Here is a 21006-nt window from a genome sequence, read left to right as displayed (position 1 = left end):
GGGCTTGACATCAATACGCACGTACGTATTAAATCGTGTCCATGCCAAAACCCTCTCTCCGCGATGCCATCCTCGACGCCGGCCTGAAGGAAATGTTCCGGACCGGCTATCACGGCACCAGCGTGCGCGACGTCACCACGGCTGCCGGCGCGCCGCAGGGCTCGTTCACCAACCATTTCCGCTCCAAGGAGCTGTTCGCCTCCGAGGTGCTCGACCGCTACTTCACCTATGTGCGCGGCCTCGTCGCGGAAGCGCTCGGCGACATCTCGCTGCCGCCGCGCGAACGGCTCCGCCGCTATCTCGATCTCATCACCGGCAAGCTTGCCCATGACGGCTTCACCCGCGGCTGCCTGATCGGCGATTTCAGCCTCGAAGCGTCGGGCACCAGCGAGATGCTGCGCGAGCAGCTCGACGAGATCTTCCGGGAATGGCGCGCGCCGTTCGCCGCCTGCATCGCCGAGGCCCAGGCCAAGCGCGAGATCGCGTCCGACTTCGATCCCGATGAGCTTGCCGACTTCCTGCTCGCATCCTGGCAGGGCGCCATGCTGCGCATGAAGGTCGAACGCAGCGCGGCTGCGCTCGAGCGTTTCAAGACGATCGCATTCCAAACAGTGTTCAAGGAGTTGCCATGACGACATCCGCCGACATCAGCCTGCATCATCGCGCCGTGCTCGGATCTACGATGGCCTATCGCGAGCTTGGGCGCAGCGACGCGCCGCACGTGCTGTTCCTGCACGGCAATCCGACGTCGTCCTACATCTGGCGCAACATCATGCCGCTGGTGGCGCCGGTCGGGCACTGCATCGCGCCCGACCTGATCGGCTACGGCCAGTCCGGCAAGCCCGATATCGCTTACCGCTTCTTCGACCAGGCGGACTATCTCGACGCATTGATCGACGAGCTCGGCATCACCTCGGCGTATCTCGTCGCCCAGGATTGGGGCACGGCGCTGGCCTTCCACCTTGCGGCGCGGCGCCCGCAGCTCGTGCGCGGGCTCGCCTTCATGGAGTTCATCCGCCCGATGCGGGACTGGTCCGACTTCCACCAGCACGAGGCCGCGCGGGAGACGTTCCGGAAATTCCGCACGCCGGGAGTAGGCGAGGCGATGGTTCTCGACGGCAACGCGTTCGTCGAGCGCGTGCTGCCCGGCTCGATCCTGCGCACGCTCAGCGACGAGGAGATGGAAGCCTACCGCGCGCCGTTCGCGACCCGCGCGAGCCGCAAGCCGACCTTGATGCTGCCGCGCGAGCTGCCGATCGCAGGCGAGCCTGATGATGTCGATCAGGCGCTCACGGCAGCGCATGCGGCGCTCGCGGCCTCGACCTATCCGAAGCTGCTGTTCGCCGGCTCGCCCGGAGCGTTGGTGTCGCCGGCCTTCGCCGCCGAATTCGCGGCGCGGCTGCAGCATTGCGCGGTCATTCAGCTCGGCGCGGGCGCGCATTACCTGCAGGAAGACCATCCGGAGGCGATCGGCCGCTCGGTCGCTGGCTGGATCGCCGGCATCGAGGCTGCGAGCGCGCAGCATCTTGCAGCATGAGCGGATGGGAGAACACGCCATGACCGACCTCTCGATCACCTATTGCCGTCCCTGCGGCTACGAGACGCGCGCCAGGGCGGCGGCCACGCTGCTGCGCGAACGCCTTGGCCTCGATGCGGAGCTGGTGCCCGGCAAGGGCGGCGTCTTCGAGGTCAGGCTTGACGGCAAAGTGATCGCCAGGCGCGTGAAGGGACATTTCCCCGATGCCGCTGACATCGTCACCGCGGTGACGACCGCGCGGGCATGACGAACCGCGGACTTGCCTCCTCGCCGTCGCAATGATCATTGCGGCGGCGATTTTCGTTGACCAGATGCCGCGCGGCGCATCAGCCTCCCGTAGTTTACCGGATGGTCTTGCGCACCATTCGCCGGGCTAACTGCCGCAGGTGTATGTCAAGCCTTGTCGAAGGTGGCGAGAAACGCGCATATTTGTGCACCCGCTGTCATGAATCATCCCTAATATCTTGAAGATGCGCGTTTTATTGTCGTTTGACGAATTCCACTCCGGCTTAAAACGCGCTACACGGGGCAGGGCACAGCGAAGCGCCGGCGGAGATCGCCCGGAAGCCGTCGTCGCGGGATCGCAATTCGAGGTCTAGATGCTGGAAGCAATACGCAGGGCGATGGCGTTTCTACGCCAGAAGCAACTCCTGCATCGGCTGGGTGTTGTCATCAGCATCGCCGTCATCGGCATCGCCTGCTACGTCCTCTATCACATGCTGCGCGGCATCGACACCAACGAGGTGCTCGAGGCCATCAAGAGCACCGAACCGCGGCAGATCATGCTGGCGGGGCTATTCGTCGCAGCCGGCTATTTCACGCTGACCTTCTACGATTTGTTCGCGGTGCGCGCGATCGGCCACGCCCACGTGCCCTATCGCATCAATGCGCTCGCGGCATTCACCTCCTATTCGATCGGCCACAATGTCGGCGCCAGCGTCTTCACCGGCGGCGCGGTGCGCTACAGGATCTATTCGGCCTGGGGATTGAACGCGATCGACGTCGCCAAGATCTGCTTTCTCGCCGGCCTGACCTTCTGGCTCGGCAACGCCGCGGTGCTCGGGCTCGGCATCGCCTATCACCCGGAGGCCGCGGCCAACATCGATCAGCTGCCGCCCTGGCTCAACCGCACACTGGCGTTCGGCATCATCATCGCGCTGGTCGCCTATGTGGTCTGGGTCTGGACCCAGCCGCGGGTGGTCGGCCGCGGGCCCTGGACGGTGACCCTGCCGGGCGGTCCGCTGACGTTGCTGCAGGTCGCGATCGGCATCGTCGACCTCGGCTTCTGCGCGCTGGCGATGTACGTGCTGGTGCCGGACGAGCCCAATCTCGGCTTCGTCGTGGTCGCGGTCATCTTCGTCTCGGCGACCCTGCTCGGCTTCGCCAGCCACTCCCCCGGCGGGCTCGGGGTGTTCGACGCCGCCATGCTGGTCGGCCTCTGGCAGATGGACCGCGAGGACCTGCTCGGCGGTATGCTGCTGTTCCGCCTGCTCTACTATATTGCGCCATTCGTCATATCTGTAATCTTGCTGACGTTTCGGGAGGTTATCGTCGGCGCCCGACTCAAACGGCTGCCGCAGACTGATTCGGGTCCCCGCGCCGAGCCGCACCATGAGGCGGTTCTGGTCCGCAAGCGCGGTGATTCCGGGGTCTGATGGCGCGGCCCGATGCCTCCCGAGGGATGGTCGATCTGATGACCGCGCCTCGGCGAGACACGAACCGACGGGAAGAAAGCCGCCGCGATGGCAATTGACGATACCCCGCAGTCCATTTTCTCGCCCTGGCCCGACCGCCTGCGCCATTCCGCGCTGATCCTGCTTGCCGCAGCGCTGGCGCTCAGCGTGGTGGTTGCGCTCGGCGAATTGTCGCTGGTACGTGCCTGCGCGGTGTTCGTCTGCATCGCGGCCGCGGCGTTGGTACCGTGGCGGCTGCATGATGCCGGGACCTCGCGCGAGGATGTCCGCCACGGCAATCCGGTCGAGGCTACCGCCGTGAGCGCCGTCGTCGCCGGCATGCCGGACCCGGCCGTGCTGCTCGATCGCGCCGGCCGCGTCATCCATCTCAATGCCGCCGCGGCCCAGCTCGCGCCGGCGCTGCGCAAGAACGAATTGGCGCAATTTGCCCTGCGTTCGCCGGAGATTATCACTGCGTTACGCGAGGCGATCGCCACCACCGAGCCGCGGCGCGCCACCTACTCGGACCATGTTCCGGTCGATCGCTGGATGGAATTGGTGATCACGCCGGTGCCGGTGCCGACCCAGTTCGGCGGCACCGAGAAGTGCATGCTGATGACCTTCCACGACCTGACGCCGCTGCGCCGGGTCGAGGAAATGCGCGCCGACTTCGTCGCCAATGCCAGCCATGAGCTGCGCACGCCGCTGGCCGCGTTGTCCGGCTTCATCGACACGCTGCAGGGGCCGGCGCGCGAGGACGCCCGGGCGCGCGAGCGCTTCCTCGGCATCATGCACACCCAGGCCACCCGCATGGCGCGGCTGATCGACGACCTGCTGTCGCTGTCGCGGGTCGAACTGTCGGCCCATGTGCGGCCCGAGGCCTCGATCGACATCGTGCCGATCATCCGCGAGGTGGCCGACGGGCTCGAGGTGCTGGCCAGCGAGCGCCAGGTCGAAATCGAGGTCGACCTGCCGCAGGCCCCGGTCAGGATCGCCGGCGACCGCGAGGAACTGCTCCGCCTGTTCGAGAACCTGATCGAGAACGCGCTCAAATACGGCGCCTCGGGCGGCCGCGTCATAGTGTCGCTCAATCAGACCGTCCCGGGCGCATCGGGCGAGGGGAGCCCCGAAATCCGTGTCATGGTACGGGATTTCGGCCCCGGCATCGCCCCGGAGCACCTGCCGCGGCTGACCGAGCGGTTCTACCGGGTGGACGTCGGCGACAGCCGTAACCAGGGCGGAACGGGCCTCGGATTATCGCTGGTGAAACATATTCTTAACCGTCATCGCGGGCGTCTTTTGATCGAGAGCGTGCCGAAGAACGGCGCGACTTTTACCGCCTGTTTTCCCCGGCCGAAGACCTTGCTGCCGACGCAAAGCTGAGCATTTTCAGCCGCTTAGTGCTGTCATCTAAGTGTCATCCAACCTTCGTAAAAGCAGCACCGACCGCTCCTAGATGGACCGGCGTGAGCGCGATCGGGCGCATTCGGCGCTTCGCTCACAAGATGGAGACCACCCCATGAATTTCATCAAAGCAATCGTCGCTGCCGGCATGGTCGCCGCTTCGACGTCGGCCTTCGCTGCCGATATTACCGGCGCGGGCGCAACGTTTCCGTTCCCGATCTATTCGAAGTGGGCTGACGCCTACAAGAAGGACACCGGCAATGGCCTGAACTATCAGTCGATCGGTTCTGGCGCCGGCATCAAGCAGATCCAGGCCAAGACCGTGACTTTCGGCGCCACCGACGCGCCGCTCAAGGCCGAGCAGCTCGAGAAGGACGGTCTCGTCCAGTGGCCGATGGTGATGGGCGCGATCGTTCCGGTCGTGAACGTCGAAGGCGTCAAGCCCGGCGACCTCGTGCTGTCGGGCGAAGTGCTCGGCGACATCTATCTCGGCAAGATCACCAAGTGGAATGACGCGGCGATCGCCAAGCTCAATCCGAAGCTGACCCTGCCGGCCGACGCTATCACCGTCGTGCGCCGTTCGGACGGTTCGGGCACCACCTTCAACTTCACCGACTACCTCTCCAAGTCGAACGCCGACTGGAAGTCCAAGGTCGGTTCCGGCACCGCGGTCGAGTGGCCGGTCGGCGTCGGCGCCAAGGGCAACGAAGGCGTTGCCGGCAACATCAGCCAGACCAAGAACGCAATCGGCTATGTCGAATACGCCTATGCCAAGCAGAACAAGCTGACCTACGCCGCGTTGGTCAACAAGGCCGGCAAGACCGTGCAGCCGACCGTCGCCGCCTTCCAGGCCGCTGCGTCGAATGCCGACTGGTCGAAGGCCCCCGGCTACTACGTGATCCTGACCGACCAGCCGGGCGATGCCTCCTGGCCGATCACCGCGGCGACCTTCATCCTGATGCACAAGGACTCGACCGACAAGGCGGCCTCGCAGGAAGCGCTCAAGTTCTTCAAGTACGCCTTCGAGAAGGGTGGCAAGGCGGCCGAAGAGCTCGACTACATCCCGATGCCGGACTCGGTCGTCAAGCTGATCGAGAAGACCTGGTCCTCGGACATCAAGAGCTAAGTCCGACGCTTCGAACAAGGCCTGTGCCGCCCGCCAAGGGCGGCACAGGTCAAGCGATTAAGACCCGGGCCCCGTCACCGCGGCAACAAGCGCGGGGTGGGCCCGGGGTTCGCGCCCCGGGAGGCGCAAGCCGGAACGACGCCCGGCCAAATGCGTCAGTGAAGATCGCTTCGGGGCGTGGCGGTTTGTGCAGGTTTCAAATAAAAAAGAGGGGATAGGCGTGGCAGACATGGCTGTTCAGAGCGATGTGATGGAAGCCGCGGGACCTTACGATCGCGCCAAGGCCCTCAGCGCCTTCAAGCTGGGTGATCTCACCTTCTACTGGATCACCCGTATCTCGGCGATCTCGGTTCTGTTGATCCTCGGCGGCATTATCCTGTCGCTGATCGTCGGCGCCTGGCCGGCGATGAAGGAATATGGCTTCGCCTTCCTCTGGACGCAGCGCTGGGCGCCTTCGGCCGATCCGCCGGTGCTCGGCGCGCTCGGCCCGATCTACGGCACGCTGATCACCTCCGTCATCGCCATGCTGATCGCCATTCCGGTCGGCATCGGCATCGCCGTGTTCCTCACCGAGCTGTGCCCGCAGGTGCTGCGTCGCCCGATCGGCATCGCCATCGAGCTGCTCGCCGGCATCCCCTCGATCATCTACGGCATGTGGGGCTTCTTCGTGCTCGGCCCGTTCCTGGCCAACACGTTCCAGCCCTTCATGATCAGGATATTCGAGGGCGTCCCGGTGCTGGGCGCGGTGTTCGCAGGCCCGCCGTCCTATCTCAGCCTGTTCAACGCCGCGCTGATCCTCGCCATCATGGTGCTGCCCTTCATCACCGCGATCTCGGTCGACGTGTTCAAGACCGTGCCGCCCGTGCTGAAGGAGGCCGCCTACGGCATGGGCTGCACCACCTGGGAAGTCGTCCGCAGCGTGGTGATCCCCTACACCCGCGTCGGCGTGATCGGCGGCGTCATGCTGGCGCTCGGCCGTGCCCTCGGCGAGACCATGGCGGTGACCTTCATCATCGGCAACTCGTTCCGCATCTCGTCGTCGATCTTCGCGCCGGGCACCACGATCTCGGCGGCGATCGCCAGCGAATTCGCCGAGAGCGACGGCCTGCACCAGTCCGGCCTGATCCTGCTCGGCCTCCTGCTGTTCGTGCTGACCTTCTTCGTGCTCGCCGGCGCGCGGCTGATGCTGATGCGGCTTGAAAAGAAGGCGGGGAAGTAACGCCATGAACCCGATCTACAAATCCCGCCGCCGCAGCGACATCGTCATTCGCGCACTCTGTGTCGGCGCCGCGCTGTTCGGCGTCACCTGGCTGGCGCTGATCCTGATCACGCTGCTCTACAACGGCATTGCCGGCCTCAGCGTGCAGCTGTTCACCCAGAACACGCCGCCGCCGGGCTCCACCGATGGCGGCCTGCTCAACGCCATCGTCGGTTCGGTCATCATGACCGTGATCGGCGTCGGCATCGGCGCCCCGCTCGGCCTGTTCGCCGGCACCTACCTCGCCGAGTACGGCAAGCACGACAAGCTCACCTCGGTGATCCGCTTCATCAACGACATCCTGCTCAGCGCGCCCTCGATCATCATCGGCCTGTTCATCTATGGCGCGGTGGTGGTGCCGATGCGCGGCTTCTCGGCGATCGCAGGCGCACTTGCGCTCGCCGTGATCGTGATCCCGGTGGTGCTGCGCACCACCGAGGACATGCTGCTGCTGGTGCCCAATCCGCTGCGCGAGGCGGCCTCCGCGCTCGGCCTGCCGCGTTCGCTGGTGATCAAGCGGATCGCTTATCGTGCTGCGCGGAGCGGCTTGATCACCGGCGTGCTGCTGGCGACCGCGCGCGTCGCCGGCGAAACCGCGCCGTTGTTGTTCACCGCGCTGTCGAACCAGTTCTTCAGCCTGGATCTGACCAAGACGATGGCCAACCTGCCGGTGACCATCAACAACTTCGTGCAGAGCCCCTACGCCTACTGGAAAGAGCTGGCGTGGAGCGGCGCACTGCTGATCACATTCACCGTGCTCGCGCTGAATATCGGCGCGCGTATCCTTGGTGCCGAAAGGGCCGCAAAATGACCGAGCTTTCCGTCTCCACGACTGCCGCGGGCCACGTTCCCCAGGTTCCGCTTCCGGAAGCGCCGCCGAAAGTCACGGTGCGCAACCTCAACTTCTATTACGGCGAGCACCACGCGCTGAAGAACATCAACCTGACGCTCGGTACCAACCGCGTCACGGCGTTCATCGGCCCGTCGGGCTGCGGCAAGTCGACCCTGCTGCGCATCTTCAACCGGATGTATGACCTCTATCCGGGCCAGCGCGCGGTCGGCCAGCTGATGCTGGACCAGACCAACATTCTCGATCCCAAGCTCGACCTCAATCTGCTGCGCGCGCGGGTCGGCATGGTGTTCCAGAAGCCGACGCCGTTCCCGATGACGATCTACGAGAACATCGCCTTCGGCATCCGCCTTTACGAGAAGATCTCGAAGTCCGAGATGGACGACCGGGTCGAGAAGGCGCTGCGCGGCGGCGCGCTGTGGAACGAGGTCAAGGACAAGCTGAACGCCTCCGGCCTGTCGCTCTCGGGCGGCCAGCAGCAGCGCCTGTGCATCGCGCGCACCGTCGCGGTGCGCCCCGAGGTGATCCTGTTCGACGAGCCCTGCTCGGCGCTCGATCCGATCTCGACCGCCAAGGTCGAGGAGCTGATCCAGGAGCTCTCCGAGGACTACACGATCGCGATCGTCACCCACAACATGCAGCAGGCGGCGCGCGTCTCCGACAAGACCGCCTTCATGTATCTCGGCGAGCTGATCGAGTTCGACGACACCAACAAGATCTTCACCTCGCCGAGCGATCGACGGACTCAGGATTACATCACCGGCCGGTTCGGCTGAGGAGAGGGACGATGGCTTCTGAACATACCGCCAAGGCATTCGACAGCGACCTGCAGGAGTTGACCCGCCTGGTCGCCGAGATGGGCGGCCTCGTCGAGCGGATGATTACCGAGTCGGTCGATGCGCTGATCCGTCGCGACGTCGCGCTCGGCAAGCGCGTGGTCGCCGCCGACATCGAGATCGACAATCTGCAGCGCGTCATCGAAGAGCGCGCGGTGCTGACGATCGCGCGCCGCCAGCCGATGGCGATCGACCTGCGTGAAATCGTCAGCGCGATGCGCGTCGCCACCGACCTCGAGCGGATCGGCGATCTCGCCAAGAACATGGGCAAGCGCGTCGCGGCGCTGGAAAGCGATTTCCAGCCGCTGAAGCTGATCCGCGGCCTGGAGCACATGACCGACCTCGTGCTGTCGCAGGTCAAGTCGGTGCTCGACGCCTATGCCGCGCACGATCTGCCGGCGGCGATGAACGTCTGGAAGGGCGACGAGGAAGTCGACGCGATCTGCACCTCGCTGTTCCGCGAGCTGCTCACCTACATGATGGAGGATCCGCGCAACATCTCGTTCTGCATCCATCTGATGTTCTGCGCCAAGAACATCGAGCGGATCGGCGATCACGCCACCAACATCGCCGAGACGGTGTTCTACATGATCGAGGGTCAGCAGATCACGGACAAGCGCCCGAAGGGCGACATGACGACTTTTGCCACCACGGTGCCGGGTACCTAGAACATGATCCGCAAGCGCGGAGCCGGATTGTCTTCCCGACAAGTCGCTTCCGCGGGGATTGTGCTCAGGAAAGTAAGCGTTTCGGTTTGCGTCTGGGCAACGGATCACCACAGAGAAAGAACTTAAACCGATGAGCGCACGCATTCTGGTAGTCGAAGACGAGGAAGCGCTGACGACGTTGTTGCGCTATAACCTCGATGCGGAAGGCTACGATGTCGAAACCGTGGGGCGCGGCGACGATGCCGATACTCGGCTGAAGGAGCGCGTTCCCGACCTCGTGGTGCTGGACTGGATGCTGCCGGGCCTGTCCGGCATCGAACTGTGCCGCCGTCTGCGGGCGCGGCCCGAGACCAAGCAGCTTCCGATCATCATGCTGACCGCGCGCGGCGAGGAGAGCGAGCGCGTGCGCGGGCTTGCCACCGGCGCCGACGATTACATCGTCAAGCCATTCTCGGTGCCCGAATTGCTGGCACGGGTGAAGGGCCTGTTGCGCCGCGCGAGCCCGGAGCGGCTTGCGACCGTGCTGACCTATGGCGACATCGAGCTCGACCGCGAGAAGCGCCGCGTGGCGCGCTCGGGCCGCCCGATCGATCTCGGGCCGACCGAATATCGCCTGCTCGAATTCTTCCTCGAGCATCCCGGCCGCGTGTTCAGCCGCGAGCAGCTGCTCGACAGCGTCTGGGGCCGCGACATCTACATCGATGAGCGCACCGTCGACGTGCACATCGGCCGCCTCCGCAAGCTGCTCAATCCGGGCCGCGAGCAGGATCCGATCCGCACCGTGCGCGGCGCCGGCTACGCGCTCGACGACCGCTTTGCCAAGGCTGAGCCGCAGCCGTAACGCGCGTGCGGCGCGTGACTGTCACTGCATCGTCAAGACGAGCCATAAAGCCGCGGCTGGTGACGTGAATTGGTTTGGTCATCACGTGAGGTGAGCACACTCTCGGGCTCCCTCCCCCCTTGCGGGGGAGGGTGGGGAGAGGGGTGAGCCTCGGGCTGTGGCGCGAGACGTGTAGCGACATCCTCTCAACCCGAACCGACGGTGCATTCTTCGCGATCGATAATCAGCGGAGCAAGCGGCACCCCTCTCCCCAACCCTCCCCCGCAAGGGGGGAGGGAGCCCGACGTGCGTGCTCACCTCACGTCGTGCGCTGCGCTCCATCGGACTACGATCTCACACAAAAAAATCCCCGCTTGCGCGGGGATTTGTTTTTGCAGTCCAGGCTAGTTTCCCGAGTGCTTACTTGATCTGTGGCTTCGCCGACGGCCGGCGCCGATCGGCGGCGGGCTGGTAGGCGACGCGCGAGTGATGCGCGCAATAGGGCAGCCCGGCGAGCGCCTTGCCGCCGCAGAAGAAGAATTCCGGGCTCGAGGGATCGCCGACCGGCCAGTGGCAAGTGGCTTCGTTGAGCTCGAGCAGCGACAGCCGCTGGCTCATCGGCACCACGTTGTCGTAGGAGATCGGATCGGGCTCCATCTCGACCTCGAAGGCGTGCGCGAGCGCGGTGTTGCCGCGCGAGACCGGGCGCGCCACCCGCATCATGTGCTGGGCGGGACGGGCCTTGCGCTGCCGCGGCGCAGCCGTGGAGGGGGCCTTGGCGCGGCCGGAGAGGCCGAGCCGGTGCACTTTGCCGATCACGGCGTTTCGCGTCACATTGCCAAGTTCCGCTGCGATCTGGCTGGCCGAGAGGCCAGACTCCCAGAGCTTCTTCAGCTGCTCGACGCGATCGTCGGACCAGGTCAATACCGTCATCGCATTCTTCCTTTCGCATGGCGCCGGCCAGTCATTGGAGCGGCGCTGCGAGCCAAATCTGGACAAATATCCCTGCGGCCAGAATCCCTTAGCCCTCGCCGGGCACGGTGTTGCGCCCGAACGTTTACGCGAGACACAAAGGCTACTTAGAGGGTCCAGTACTGCCGCACGAGATGTCGTACCCGACAGGCCAAACGCTACAATATGGCGTGACTCTGGCGCAAGAGTCCGCGGCCGTGCGTCCACATGTTCCCACACAGTTAGGCATTGCAATGAGGCTTTTCCACCGCACCGGAATGCTCCGGATTGCGCTCGCTGCGCATTGCAGGAAGGCAGGCAAAAGGGCGGCTCCTGGCGATTGACACGGTCCCGCCGCAGCATAGAATGTTGCCCACGTGCCGCCCGCAAAGGCGGCCGTTTTGTTTTCCGAAGCTGGCCGTTGCTGCGCTGGCGTCAATGCGCGCGGCAATTGTCGGCCTCAAACCGGCAGTGAACGCCATGACCAACAACGCCTCGTCGCATCTGCTCCCCGTCTTCGCCAGGGTCGATCTCGGCTTCGAGCGCGGTGAGGGCGCCTGGCTGATCGCAACCAACGGCGACCGCTATCTCGATTTCACCTCGGGGGTTGCGGTGAACGCGCTCGGGCATGCGCATCCGCATCTGGTCAAGGCGCTGCAGGAACAGGCGACCAAGCTCTGGCACATGTCGAACCTGTTCAAGAGCCCGGACGGCGAGGTGCTCGCCGCGCGGCTGTGCGAGCAGAGCTTCGCCGACTTCGTGTTCTTCTGCAATTCCGGCGCGGAAGCGATGGAAGGCGTGATCAAACTGGTCCGTCACCATCATTTCTCCAAGGGCCATGGCGAGCGCTACCGCATCATCACCTTCGAAGGCGCGTTCCACGGCCGCACGTTGGGTACGCTGGCTGCGACCGGCTCGGCGAAATATCTCGAGGGCTTCGGCCCGCCGATGGACGGCTTCGACCAGGTGCCGCACGGCGACATCGAGGCGGTGAAGAAGGCGATCGGCCCGCACACCGCCGGCATCCTGATCGAGCCGGTGCAGGGCGAGGGCGGCGTGCGAGGCGCGCCGCAGGCATTCTTCAAGGCATTGCGCGCGCTGTGTGACGAGCATGGCCTGTTGCTCGCATTCGACGAGGTGCAGACCGGCATGGGACGCACCGGCGACCTGTTCGCCTACAAGCGCACGGGTGTGACGCCGGATGTGATGTCGCTGGCCAAGGCGCTCGGCGGCGGATTCCCGATCGGCGCGGTGCTGGCGACCGCGCAGGCCGCGGCCGGCATGGCGCCGGGCTCGCACGGCTCGACCTTCGGCGGCAATCCGCTCGCAGTCGCCGCGGCCAATGCCGTGCTCGACGTCATGCTCAAGCCCGGTTTCTTCGAGCACGTGCAGAAGATGTCGCTGCTGCTCAAGCAGAAGCTCGCCTCCGTCGTCGACCGCTATCCCGGCGTGCTGTCGGAGGTGCGCGGCGAGGGCCTGTTGATCGGCGTCAAGGCCGTGGTGCCGTCGGGCGATTTGATCGCGGCGCTGCGCAACGAGAAGCTGCTCACCGTCGGCGCCGGCGACAACGTGGTGCGGTTCCTCGCGCCGTTGATCGTGACCGAGGCCGAGATCGACCAGTCGATCACCTCGCTCGAGCGCGCCTGCGCGACATTGTCGGCGGCACAGCCGAGGAAGGCCGGATAATGAGCAAGCCGGTCCGTCACTTCCTCGACATCAACGAGCTGCCGCTCGGCGAGTTGCGCAACATGCTCTCCGCCGGAGCCGCCATGAAGGCGAAGCTGAAGGCGCATGAGAAGGGCCGGAAGCCGCTCGAGGGCAAGACGCTGGCGATGATCTTCGAGCGCCCGTCGACCCGCACCAGGGTGTCGTTCGACGTCGGCATGCGCCAGCTCGGCGGTGAATCCATCATGCTGACCGGCGCCGAGATGCAACTCGGCCGCGGCGAGACCATCGCCGACACCGCGCGCGTGCTGTCGCGCTATGTCGATGCGATCATGATCCGCATCCTCAACCATGACGCGCTGCTCGAACTCGCCGCGCACGCCACGGTGCCGGTCATCAACGGCCTGACCCGGCGTTCGCATCCCTGCCAGGTGATGGCCGACCTCATGACCTATGAGGAAAATCGCGGCTCGATCGCGGGCAAGACCGTGGCCTGGACCGGCGACGACAACAACGTGCTGGCCTCCTGGGCGCACGCCGCCGAGCGGTTCAAGTTCCAGCTCAATGTCGCGACCCCCCCGGAGCTTTCGCCGAAGAAGCCGATGCGCGACTGGATCAAGGCGACCGGCGCGCCGATCGTGCTCGGCACCGACCCGGAAGCCGCCGTGCGCGGCGCCGACTGCGTCGTCACCGACACCTGGGTGTCGATGGGCGACAAGGAGGGCGAGCACCGCCACAACGTGCTGCAGCCCTATCAGGTCAATGCCAAGCTGATGTCGCTCGCCAAGCCGGACGCGCTGTTCATGCACTGCCTGCCCGCGCATCGCGGCGAGGAGGTCACCGACGAGGTGATCGACGGGCCGCAATCCGTGGTGTTCGACGAGGCGGAAAACCGCCTGCATGCGCAGAAGGGCATTCTGGCCTGGTGCTTTAACGAAGTCGCGTAGCGCCGCTTCAACGCTGTCGTCCCGGCGAAAGCCGGGACCCATAACCACCGTTGGTCCTTGTTGTAAACGGCTGGGGCCCCAGCTTGGCGCAGCAACCGACAACGGTGGTTATGGGTCCCTGCTTTCGCAGGGACGACGGAGATATGCGTTGTAGTGAACCCCTTTATTTCACGGTCCGAGACCCCAGATAGAGCGCCATGGTTTCACAATCCCCCGACATCAAAATCACGACCGAGGCGCCGGTTCGCGCGCCGTCAGCGGTTCCTGTCGACGATGCCGTGCTGGCCTTCGAGGTCGGCGCGCTGGATTTGCGCGGCCGGCTGACCCGGCTCGGCCCCGCGCTCGACGAGATCCTGCACAAGCACGATTACCCGCCGGCAGTCGGCAAGCTGCTCGGCGAGGCCATAGTGCTGACCACGCTGCTCGGCTCAACCGTCAAGTTCGAAGGCCGCTTCATCCTGCAGACCCGGACCGAAGGCCCGGTCTCGCTGCTGATCGTCGATTTCCAGGCGCCCGACCGGCTGCGCGCCTATGCGCGCTATGACGCGGCGCAGCTCAAGCCGGGGCAGACCTCGGGCGAGCTGCTCGGCAAGGGCCACCTTGCGATGACCATCGACCAGGGCTCGAACACCAGCCGCTACCAGGGCCTGGTGGCGCTTGATGGCGGCGGCCTGGAAGAGGCGGCTCACGAATATTTCCTGCGCTCGGAACAGATCCCGACGCGGGTGCGGCTTGCGGTCGGCGAGGAGATGCGCGGCGGCGAAGGCGGCAAGCTGCACTGGCGCGCCGGCGGCATCCTGCTGCAATTCCTGCCCAAGGCGCCCGAGCGCGCCAAGCAGGCCGATCTGCACCCCGGCGATGCGCCCGAGGGCACGGTCACGCACTCCGTGCCTGACGACGACGCCTGGGTCGAGGGACAGTCGCTGATCTCAACCGTCGAGGACGTCGAGCTGATCGATCCCGATCTCTCAGGCGAGCGGCTGTTGTACCGCCTGTTCCACGAACGCGGCGTCCGCGTCTTCAATCCGCAACCGCTGCGCGCGCAGTGCTCCTGCTCGCGCGACGCGGTGTCGTCGATGCTGAAGAGCTTTGCGCCGAACGATCGCGCCGAGATGGTCAAGGACGGCAAGGTCGTCGTGACCTGCGAGTTCTGCTCGTCGGTCTACGAATTCACGCCGCAGGAAGCCGGCGTCGAGTAAGCGGGCGTTACCGCACGCAGGCTTGTCCGGCGGGTCGCCGCTGGACGCCGCCGCCTGTTAAATCCGCTGACACGCAGCCAAACATTGCAATGCAGCTGGACCACGTGCCGGCTCTACCCGGATGTGTGAGAGGCAATGCGCGCCAGATTCGCGCGAATGTCACTGAATGTCTTTCTCGCCTGTTCGAATTCCGCGCGCATATCGGCCTGCAATGCCGCGCTCCGCGCAAACTGATCCCGGCAGTTGTCGAGTAACTGGATCGTTTTCAGTCTCACCGGCTTGTCTTTTGCAAGCGCGGGCAACAGCACTTCGCAAAACGGCACCAGCATCAATACGCTTCGCTGCTCGTCGGTGATCTCGAAACTGTCCGTTGCAGGATCTTGCCGTGCGCGCAGCTTTTCGAAGGCGATGTCCAGGATGGCCTGACAGGTGTCGAAATAGGCAGCCTCAAGCGACGGAAACTCCGTTCCGGTTTCATCTAACGTGACGTTGCCGTGTGAGGTCAGATTGAAAAAGAACCTAGGCATTTTGGCTCTCCCCTGCGTCGAGCTGTTTCAGTCCGCTTAGGTATTGAATGTCGAACTCCGCGATCTCATAAAGTCCGGCCTTGTCCCTGATCGTGAGCCGGTTCCGGCTCAGTTCGATCAAGTTCCGACTCCGCAGGACTTGCAGGGTTCGGTTCACATGGACGGTCGAAAGTCCGAGGATGTCGGCGAGTTCATGCTGCGTAAGCGGAAGATCGAAGGCATCCTTAGCGTCTTGATCGCCAGCTTGCAGGCGGTAAGACACTTCGCACAATAAATGCGCCAATCTGACCGAGGCGGAGCGTCGTCCAAGCCAGACCATCCACTCCTGTTGGATCGCCGCTTGCGCAGCCGTCTCCCACCACAATGCGCGCGCGATGGTAGGCCGTTCGGAAACGAGCTGATTTAGCTTCTCGAGCGGAATCGGTAACGAGGTCGCTGGAGTGAGCGCGGAGATTGCCGTGCGGGAACGAGGAAACATGAGCTCACCCGGATTCAGCGCTTCTCCTGCGACGAAGATCGCGACAATCTGTTGGCTTCCGTCCTCCAGCGTTCTGAGAGAGCGAGCCATTCCGCTGCAAAGAATCACCAATGATGTGGTCTTCTGGCCCTCCTCGATCAGATGATCGCCCTTGGCTACGTGTCGCGGCGGTGAAGCGGCAGCCAGGAGGGCCTTTTGGTCGGATGGCGATAGCATCAACCGCCTTGCGAGCTTGCTCAGAAGCGCTGGAGGGCTCAGCGGCATCGATGATTTGTCTCTTGTGTCAAACATGGCGAACCCTCCGATCCGAGGTCACCGATATGATTCCGTAGAACCCGAAAGACTCCTTCTTGCACTTGGAGCCGGCGTTACTCGGCGAAACGCGCAGCTATTTCGTCGGTACGGCCGATCGAATCGCGGATGACCTTTGCCTCCTGCTCGAACTCACGCACCTTGCTGGCCCAGGACCTGGCGCTCTGAGTTCGGCCGCCGAGACTCGCCTCTCTCTCGAGCTTCCTGGCCAGCGCAATACGTTCATCGAGTGCCCGCAACGCGCTGCTCAGCGCCCGCCGCAGATTGTCGTCGAGGGCGAGGCTCATGAGCTCAGCCGTGTAGGCGTGACCGACGTGGCAACGATAGCGGATCAGTTCGCCTTCGTCGATTTCCCACATGACGCCGTGACAATCGGGGCAGGCCAGTACCGATCGCCGGCCGATTCGATCCATTTCACTCATGCTGGCTTGTCCGCCGCTTGCGAGGTTGACTTCATAGTCGATGGCTCCTGTGACCGGCACCGGCTGGCCCGCAGGCTGCCGCACCAATTCTTCGAACAACGCGGGCATTCCCGACAGGCCGACGACGTGGTCGGGTCGCGAACGCATCAAGGCGTTGGTGGGCATTTCCGGGAAGGCGGCGTCGCCCGGGTCCTGCACCACCGTAATGCCGCCGAATTGCTTGAGCGCCGACAGGCCGGCCGCGCCATCGCCCAGTGTACCGGTGAGGACGGCGCCGACCGACCGCGGCGCGCAGCACCGGGCCGCGGAGCGGAACAGCGGATCGAGCGCCGGCCGGGCATTGTTCTCGCGTGGCCCCGATCCCAGTCGTAACCGATCGCTGTCCACCAGGAGATGACGCTGGGGCGGCGCGATATAGATCCGGCTTTTTTCAAGCTTCTCGCCATCCACGGCGAAGCTGGCCGGCAGCGGGCCCGCCTGGGTCAGGATCGCATCGAGGGTCGAGCGGAACTGGCTGGGCAGATGGATCACCACCAGAACGGAAGCCGGGAAATCAGGCGAGAATTCACCGGCAAGGAAGCGCAGCGCGTCGAACCCGCCGGCGGAGGTGCCTATCGCCAAAATGTCGCGATTTGCCATGAAATGCTCCACGGCCCCGAGGTGGGAACCACCGCGTGACGCGTTGGTTCCGAAATCAACCCAATTAGAAAATTCATTGCCGAAACTCGTGATAAGATTAGCAAAATCCCGACTCGACCGAAAATGTAAGTGAGACTGCCTGATGGCCGATACCAGCGACGAGGAACGGGACGAAACGACTGAGCCGAACCTCGCCAGGACGGTGGTCGTCGGGATCGGTGCCTCCGCCGGCGGTGTCCAGGCATTACAGCAACTGTTTGCCGCATTGCCCGAGAAGACCGGCGCCGCCTTCGTCGTGGTGGTGCATCTCGACCCCGATCTGCGCAGCGAGATGTCGAACATCCTGGCCGCGCGCACGCATATGCCTGTCCTCCAGGTCGGAGAACCGATCCCGCTCAATGCGGACCACGTCTACGTGATCCCGCCCGACCGGCGGCTGCATATCACCAACGACGAAATCGCCACCGCAGAATTCGACGAGCCGCGCGGCAAGCGGGCACCCATCGACCTGTTCTTCCGCTCGCTTGCGGAACAGCACGGGGATGGTTGCGCGGTCATCCTGACCGGCGCCGGGTCCGATGGCTCGGTCGGCGTCAGGGCGGTCAAGGAATCGGGCGGCATCATCCTCGTGCAAGACCCCAACGAGGCCGAATTCCCCTCGATGCCGCGCAGCGCAATCGCAACCGGCATCGCGGATTTCGTTTTGCCGATACGCGAAATCGCGCAACGTCTGACCGAACTGGTGCGGGAAAAAAATCATGAAGGGCCGGGCGGAGGACTGCGCGGCCTGGACGCGGATCTGCTGCGGCGCATTCTCGCCCATGTCCGGGTTCGCACCGGGCACGATTTCTCCAAATACAAGCGGGCGACCATCCTGCGCAGGATCGCGCGGCGCATGCAGGTCACGCGGGCAGATAGCCCCAAGGACTATTACGACGTGCTGCGCGACAATACCGATGAGGCGCAGGCGCTCTTGGGTGACCTGCTGATTTCGGTCACATCGTTTTTCCGCGACAAGGAAGCGTTCCGGGCTCTCGAGCTGCAGGTCATCCCGCAACTGTTCAACGGCAAGCTGAGCGATCGCTCGATCCGTGTCTGGGTCCCCGGATGCGCCACCGGCGAGGAGGCGTATTCGATCGCCATGCTGCTGCTGGAGCAGGCCTCGCGGCAGGACATCCGGCCTACCATCCAGGTGTTCGGCTCGGATATCGACGCCCGGGCGCTCGCCATTGCGCGTGAGGGCATGTATCCGGTAGCGATCGAGACGGACGTCAGCGAGGATCGCTTGCGGCGTTTCTTTGTGAAGGACGGAGATCAATATCGCGTTCGTCAGGAACTACGCGATTTGGTGCTGTTCGCCAGTCACAGCCTGCTCAAGGATCCTCCCTTCTCGCGACTCGATCTCATCGCCTGTCGCAACCTCCTGATCTACCTCGATCGCGAATTGCAGGAGCTGGCGTGCAACACTTTCCATTATGCCCTCAATCCGGATGGATTTCTCATGCTGGGCACGTCGGAAAGCGCCGACCATCCGCCCGGCCAGTTCCGCACGTTTGACCGCAAGGCGCGCATCTACCAGTCCTCGGCCAGCCCGGGCGAACTGCGCCTGTTGCCGCGCCTGCTCGGCAGCGTTGGCCTGATCCATGAACAGGCCGCGAATCCGATCAGGCCGCCAAGCACGACGTCGTTGCTCAATGAAGCCGCGGCGCACCGCCAGGCGCTGGAAAAGCTCGCGCCACCGAGCATTCTGGTCGATCAATTGCATCGCGTGCTGCACATGTCCGACAATGCCGGGCGTTTCCTGCAACCGTCCGGCGGACCGCTGAGCGGCAATATCATCGATCTGGTGCGGCCGGAATTGCGGTTCGAACTGCGGTCGGCCCTCAACCGGGTGTTCGAAACCTCGCAGCCCTGGCTCAGCCTGCCGATCCCCGTCCGCTTCAACGGCGCGCCGCATCGGGTGCTGATGCATGTGAAGCCGCTCGACGACCACGACGATCACGGGGCCGGCAGCGCCGTGGTGTTGTTCATCGAGGGCGATCGGGTCGACAACGCCATCGAAGGGGCCATCTCGGCGAACGATGCCAGCAAGGAAATCGTCGCCCGGCTGCGCGAGGAGCTTCAGCAGACCCAGACACGGCTGCGGACGACCCGGGAGGAATCCGACGCCGCCAACGAGGAATTGCGCGCGGCCAACGAAGAGCTGCAATCCATCAACGAGGAATATCGTTCGACCTCCGAAGAGCTGGAGACCAGCAAGGAAGAGCTGCAATCGATCAACGAAGAATTGCAGACCGTGAACAGCGAGCTCAAGCTGAAGCTTGAGGCGGTGTCGCGCGCGCACAGCGATCTCCAGAACCTGATGGCGGCGACCGATTTCGGGATCTTGTTCCTCGACTCGAGCCTGCGCATCAAGCGTTTCACGCAGCAGGTGACGGACCTGTTCAGCATCACGCCGAGCGACGAAGGTCGCCCGATTGCGGATTTCGCGCATCGACTGGAATACCAGAACCTTGTCAGTGACGCGCATGCGGTGCTCGCCAATCTCTCTCCGATCAAACATGAAATCCGCAGTCGCAACGGGCGCTGGTACGACGTCCGCCTGCGCCCCTATCGAACGGTCGACGACAAGATCGACGGGATCGTCCTCACCTTCGTCGACATGACGGACCGCCGTCATACCGAAGATGCGCTCAGGATCAGCGAACGCCAGCTCCGGCAGCAGACGCAGCTCGTCGAGCTTTCGCGCGATCCGATATTCATCTGGGACTATGACGGCGGCATCCTCGCGTGGAATCGTGGAAGCGAGCAGCTCTACGGCTATAGCCGTGACGAGGCGGTTGGAAAACGAAAGAACCAGCTGTTGGGCACGATGGTGCCCGGAGGATCATTCGCCGAGTTGCGGAGCAAGTTGCTCGATGAAGGCAACTGGACCGGCGAACTTCAACACAAGACCAAAAATGGCCGGGAATTGACGGTTGAGAGCCGCATCGTCCTCGAGACGATTGACGGGCGACGGCTCGCTCTCGAAAGCACACGCGATGTGAGCGAACGCAAGGCGTGGGAAGAGCAGCAGAAGTTGTTGCTGCGCGAACTGACGCACCGGGTCAAGAATACCCTGACGGTCGTCCAGTCGATCGCGCATCAGACCCGGCGCTTCAGCAAATCCTACGATGAATTCACCGAGAGGTTGGATGGCCGCCTTGCGGCGTTGGCCAGGGCCCATTCGCTGCTGGTGGACTCCGACTGGAAGGGGGCCGATCTCGCAACATTGGCGCGCAGACAACTTGAGCCCTACACCTCCGGCAACAACGAACGGATCAAGGTCAAGGGCGGATCAGTCTTCCTGCCTCCCGATCTGGCAACGCCATTCGGCCTGGTTTTCCATGAGCTGGCAACCAATGCGGCCAAATATGGTTCGTTCTCGCAACAGACCGGTACCGTGGATCTGAGCTGGACATTGCGCAGCCAGGGCGATCAACCGCTTCTGACGGTCATCTGGCGCGAAAGTGGCGGTCCGGCCGTCAAGCAACCGGAGACGGCCGGCTTTGGAAGCGAGCTCATTGAAAAGGCGATCCCACATGCCGTAGTTCGCCGCGAATTCGGCCCCGACGGAACGGTCTGCACGATCGAGCTGCCGATCCCGAAGGCCAGCCTGGACGATCGCGAGCGCCTCGGCTGAGCAGAATACGAC

19 protein-coding genes are annotated in these 21006 nt (G+C 64.2%); 15 read left to right on the top strand and 4 right to left on the bottom strand.

Annotation, left to right across the window (positions count from 1 at the left end; genetic code table 11):
- The first annotated feature begins 41 nt into the window (after positions 1 to 41).
- The 11 genes from FBZ93_RS22020 (at position 42) to phoB (ending at position 10193) form a co-directional block, all read left to right on the top strand.
- The gene (locus FBZ93_RS22020) at positions 42 to 632 is read left to right on the top strand and encodes a TetR/AcrR family transcriptional regulator (RefSeq protein WP_146988405.1); all 591 of its coding nucleotides are present in this window, start codon (positions 42 to 44) and stop codon (positions 630 to 632) included.
- The gene (locus tag FBZ93_RS22015) at positions 629 to 1537 is read left to right on the top strand and encodes a haloalkane dehalogenase (protein ID WP_146988403.1); all 909 of its coding nucleotides are present in this window, start codon (positions 629 to 631) and stop codon (positions 1535 to 1537) included. Before FBZ93_RS22020 ends, FBZ93_RS22015 begins: the two co-directional genes overlap by 4 nt.
- 19 nt (positions 1538 to 1556) lie before the next feature.
- On the top strand, positions 1557 to 1784 hold the full coding sequence (locus FBZ93_RS22010; protein WP_146988401.1) for a SelT/SelW/SelH family protein: 228 nt from the start codon (positions 1557 to 1559) through the stop codon (positions 1782 to 1784).
- A gap of 352 nt (positions 1785 to 2136) precedes the next feature.
- The gene (locus FBZ93_RS22005) at positions 2137 to 3192 is read left to right on the top strand and encodes a lysylphosphatidylglycerol synthase domain-containing protein (RefSeq protein ID WP_246667588.1); all 1056 of its coding nucleotides are present in this window, start codon (positions 2137 to 2139) and stop codon (positions 3190 to 3192) included.
- An 87-nt stretch (positions 3193 to 3279) separates the two neighbouring features.
- Entirely contained in the window at positions 3280 to 4593 is a 1314-nt protein-coding gene (locus FBZ93_RS22000; RefSeq protein ID WP_146988400.1) for an ATP-binding protein, read from the top strand.
- A gap of 136 nt (positions 4594 to 4729) precedes the next feature.
- Positions 4730 to 5740 carry a phosphate ABC transporter substrate-binding protein PstS gene (gene pstS, locus FBZ93_RS21995; RefSeq protein WP_146988398.1) on the top strand — a complete coding sequence of 337 codons (1011 nt, stop codon included), beginning with the start codon at positions 4730 to 4732 and terminating at the stop codon, positions 5738 to 5740.
- 229 nt (positions 5741 to 5969) lie between these two features.
- On the top strand, positions 5970 to 6959 hold the full coding sequence (pstC, locus tag FBZ93_RS21990) for a phosphate ABC transporter permease subunit PstC (protein ID WP_167529160.1): 990 nt from the start codon (positions 5970 to 5972) through the stop codon (positions 6957 to 6959).
- 4 nt (positions 6960 to 6963) lie between these two features.
- Positions 6964 to 7809 (top strand): phosphate ABC transporter permease PstA, encoded by an 846-nt coding sequence (pstA, locus tag FBZ93_RS21985; protein ID WP_146988394.1) that lies wholly within the window; start codon positions 6964 to 6966, stop codon positions 7807 to 7809.
- Complete coding sequence (gene pstB, locus FBZ93_RS21980; protein ID WP_016844065.1) at positions 7806 to 8624, top strand: phosphate ABC transporter ATP-binding protein PstB; 819 nt, start codon at positions 7806 to 7808, stop codon at positions 8622 to 8624. The genes pstA and pstB overlap by 4 nt, the downstream gene beginning before the upstream one ends.
- Before the next feature lie 11 nt (positions 8625 to 8635).
- Positions 8636 to 9352 (top strand): phosphate signaling complex protein PhoU, encoded by a 717-nt coding sequence (gene phoU, locus FBZ93_RS21975; RefSeq protein ID WP_074131129.1) that lies wholly within the window; start codon positions 8636 to 8638, stop codon positions 9350 to 9352.
- Positions 9353 to 9482: 130 nt separating this feature from the next.
- Complete coding sequence (phoB, locus tag FBZ93_RS21970; protein WP_016844067.1) at positions 9483 to 10193, top strand: phosphate regulon transcriptional regulator PhoB; 711 nt, start codon at positions 9483 to 9485, stop codon at positions 10191 to 10193.
- Positions 10194 to 10592: 399 nt separating this feature from the next.
- Here the strand turns inward: phoB and FBZ93_RS21965 are convergent, their stop codons facing one another.
- On the bottom strand, positions 10593 to 11105 hold the full coding sequence (locus tag FBZ93_RS21965) for a GcrA family cell cycle regulator (protein WP_018269585.1): 513 nt from the start codon (positions 11103 to 11105) through the stop codon (positions 10593 to 10595).
- A gap of 498 nt (positions 11106 to 11603) precedes the next feature.
- On the opposite strand from FBZ93_RS21965, the gene FBZ93_RS21960 reads away from it, so the two are divergent.
- The 3 genes from FBZ93_RS21960 to FBZ93_RS21950 all read left to right on the top strand — a co-directional run bounded on the left by FBZ93_RS21960 (position 11604) and on the right by FBZ93_RS21950 (position 14934).
- Positions 11604 to 12809 (top strand): aspartate aminotransferase family protein, encoded by a 1206-nt coding sequence (locus FBZ93_RS21960; protein WP_167529159.1) that lies wholly within the window; start codon positions 11604 to 11606, stop codon positions 12807 to 12809.
- Positions 12809 to 13735 carry an ornithine carbamoyltransferase gene (gene argF, locus FBZ93_RS21955; RefSeq protein WP_074131130.1) on the top strand — a complete coding sequence of 309 codons (927 nt, stop codon included), beginning with the start codon at positions 12809 to 12811 and terminating at the stop codon, positions 13733 to 13735. The genes FBZ93_RS21960 and argF overlap by 1 nt, the downstream gene beginning before the upstream one ends.
- 197 nt (positions 13736 to 13932) lie before the next feature.
- Positions 13933 to 14934, top strand: a complete 1002-nt coding sequence (locus FBZ93_RS21950; protein ID WP_146988392.1) for an Hsp33 family molecular chaperone — start codon at positions 13933 to 13935, stop codon at positions 14932 to 14934.
- A 113-nt stretch (positions 14935 to 15047) separates the two neighbouring features.
- Here FBZ93_RS21950 and FBZ93_RS21945 read toward each other — a convergent pair whose 3' ends face one another.
- The 3 genes from FBZ93_RS21945 to FBZ93_RS21935 form a co-directional block, all read right to left on the bottom strand.
- Positions 15048 to 15461: a DUF6894 family protein gene (locus FBZ93_RS21945; protein WP_146988390.1), complete on the bottom strand. Its 414-nt coding sequence runs from the start codon at positions 15459 to 15461 to the stop codon at positions 15048 to 15050.
- On the bottom strand, positions 15454 to 16230 hold the full coding sequence (locus FBZ93_RS21940) for a Crp/Fnr family transcriptional regulator (protein WP_246667587.1): 777 nt from the start codon (positions 16228 to 16230) through the stop codon (positions 15454 to 15456). The genes FBZ93_RS21945 and FBZ93_RS21940 overlap by 8 nt, the downstream gene beginning before the upstream one ends.
- Positions 16231 to 16307: 77 nt before the next feature.
- The gene (locus tag FBZ93_RS21935) at positions 16308 to 17312 is read right to left on the bottom strand and encodes a chemotaxis protein CheB (RefSeq protein WP_146988389.1); all 1005 of its coding nucleotides are present in this window, start codon (positions 17310 to 17312) and stop codon (positions 16308 to 16310) included.
- 142 nt (positions 17313 to 17454) lie between these two features.
- Here FBZ93_RS21935 and FBZ93_RS21930 point away from each other — a divergent pair, with 142 nt between their 5' ends.
- Positions 17455 to 20994, top strand: a complete 3540-nt coding sequence (locus FBZ93_RS21930) for a chemotaxis protein CheB (RefSeq protein WP_146988387.1) — start codon at positions 17455 to 17457, stop codon at positions 20992 to 20994.
- The last annotated feature ends 12 nt before the right edge of the window (positions 20995 to 21006 follow it).

The sequence above is a fragment of the Bradyrhizobium macuxiense genome, from assembly GCF_007993935.1.
Lineage (GTDB): Bacteria > Pseudomonadota > Alphaproteobacteria > Rhizobiales > Xanthobacteraceae > Bradyrhizobium > Bradyrhizobium macuxiense_A.
This window is presented reverse-complemented; position numbering and strand designations above follow the sequence as displayed.

What these genes read in the sequence shown, in the direction of transcription:
- FBZ93_RS22020 (WP_146988405.1), top strand. Translation starts at nt 42, where the DNA reads ATGCCAAAACCCTCTCTCCGCGATGCCATCCTCGACGCCGGCCTGAAG.
- FBZ93_RS22015 (WP_146988403.1), top strand. Translation starts at nt 629, where the DNA reads ATGACGACATCCGCCGACATCAGCCTGCATCATCGCGCCGTGCTCGGA.
- FBZ93_RS22010 (WP_146988401.1), top strand. Translation starts at nt 1,557, where the DNA reads ATGACCGACCTCTCGATCACCTATTGCCGTCCCTGCGGCTACGAGACG.
- FBZ93_RS22005 (WP_246667588.1), top strand. Translation starts at nt 2,137, where the DNA reads ATGCTGGAAGCAATACGCAGGGCGATGGCGTTTCTACGCCAGAAGCAA.
- FBZ93_RS22000 (WP_146988400.1), top strand. Translation starts at nt 3,280, where the DNA reads ATGGCAATTGACGATACCCCGCAGTCCATTTTCTCGCCCTGGCCCGAC.
- pstS (WP_146988398.1), top strand. Translation starts at nt 4,730, where the DNA reads ATGAATTTCATCAAAGCAATCGTCGCTGCCGGCATGGTCGCCGCTTCG.
- pstC (WP_167529160.1), top strand. Translation starts at nt 5,970, where the DNA reads ATGGCTGTTCAGAGCGATGTGATGGAAGCCGCGGGACCTTACGATCGC.
- pstA (WP_146988394.1), top strand. Translation starts at nt 6,964, where the DNA reads ATGAACCCGATCTACAAATCCCGCCGCCGCAGCGACATCGTCATTCGC.
- pstB (WP_016844065.1), top strand. Translation starts at nt 7,806, where the DNA reads ATGACCGAGCTTTCCGTCTCCACGACTGCCGCGGGCCACGTTCCCCAG.
- phoU (WP_074131129.1), top strand. Translation starts at nt 8,636, where the DNA reads ATGGCTTCTGAACATACCGCCAAGGCATTCGACAGCGACCTGCAGGAG.
- phoB (WP_016844067.1), top strand. Translation starts at nt 9,483, where the DNA reads ATGAGCGCACGCATTCTGGTAGTCGAAGACGAGGAAGCGCTGACGACG.
- FBZ93_RS21965 (WP_018269585.1), bottom strand. Translation starts at nt 11,105, where the DNA reads ATGACGGTATTGACCTGGTCCGACGATCGCGTCGAGCAGCTGAAGAAG.
- FBZ93_RS21960 (WP_167529159.1), top strand. Translation starts at nt 11,604, where the DNA reads ATGACCAACAACGCCTCGTCGCATCTGCTCCCCGTCTTCGCCAGGGTC.
- argF (WP_074131130.1), top strand. Translation starts at nt 12,809, where the DNA reads ATGAGCAAGCCGGTCCGTCACTTCCTCGACATCAACGAGCTGCCGCTC.
- FBZ93_RS21950 (WP_146988392.1), top strand. Translation starts at nt 13,933, where the DNA reads ATGGTTTCACAATCCCCCGACATCAAAATCACGACCGAGGCGCCGGTT.
- FBZ93_RS21945 (WP_146988390.1), bottom strand. Translation starts at nt 15,461, where the DNA reads ATGCCTAGGTTCTTTTTCAATCTGACCTCACACGGCAACGTCACGTTA.
- FBZ93_RS21940 (WP_246667587.1), bottom strand. Translation starts at nt 16,230, where the DNA reads ATGTTTGACACAAGAGACAAATCATCGATGCCGCTGAGCCCTCCAGCG.
- FBZ93_RS21935 (WP_146988389.1), bottom strand. Translation starts at nt 17,312, where the DNA reads ATGGCAAATCGCGACATTTTGGCGATAGGCACCTCCGCCGGCGGGTTC.
- FBZ93_RS21930 (WP_146988387.1), top strand. Translation starts at nt 17,455, where the DNA reads ATGGCCGATACCAGCGACGAGGAACGGGACGAAACGACTGAGCCGAAC.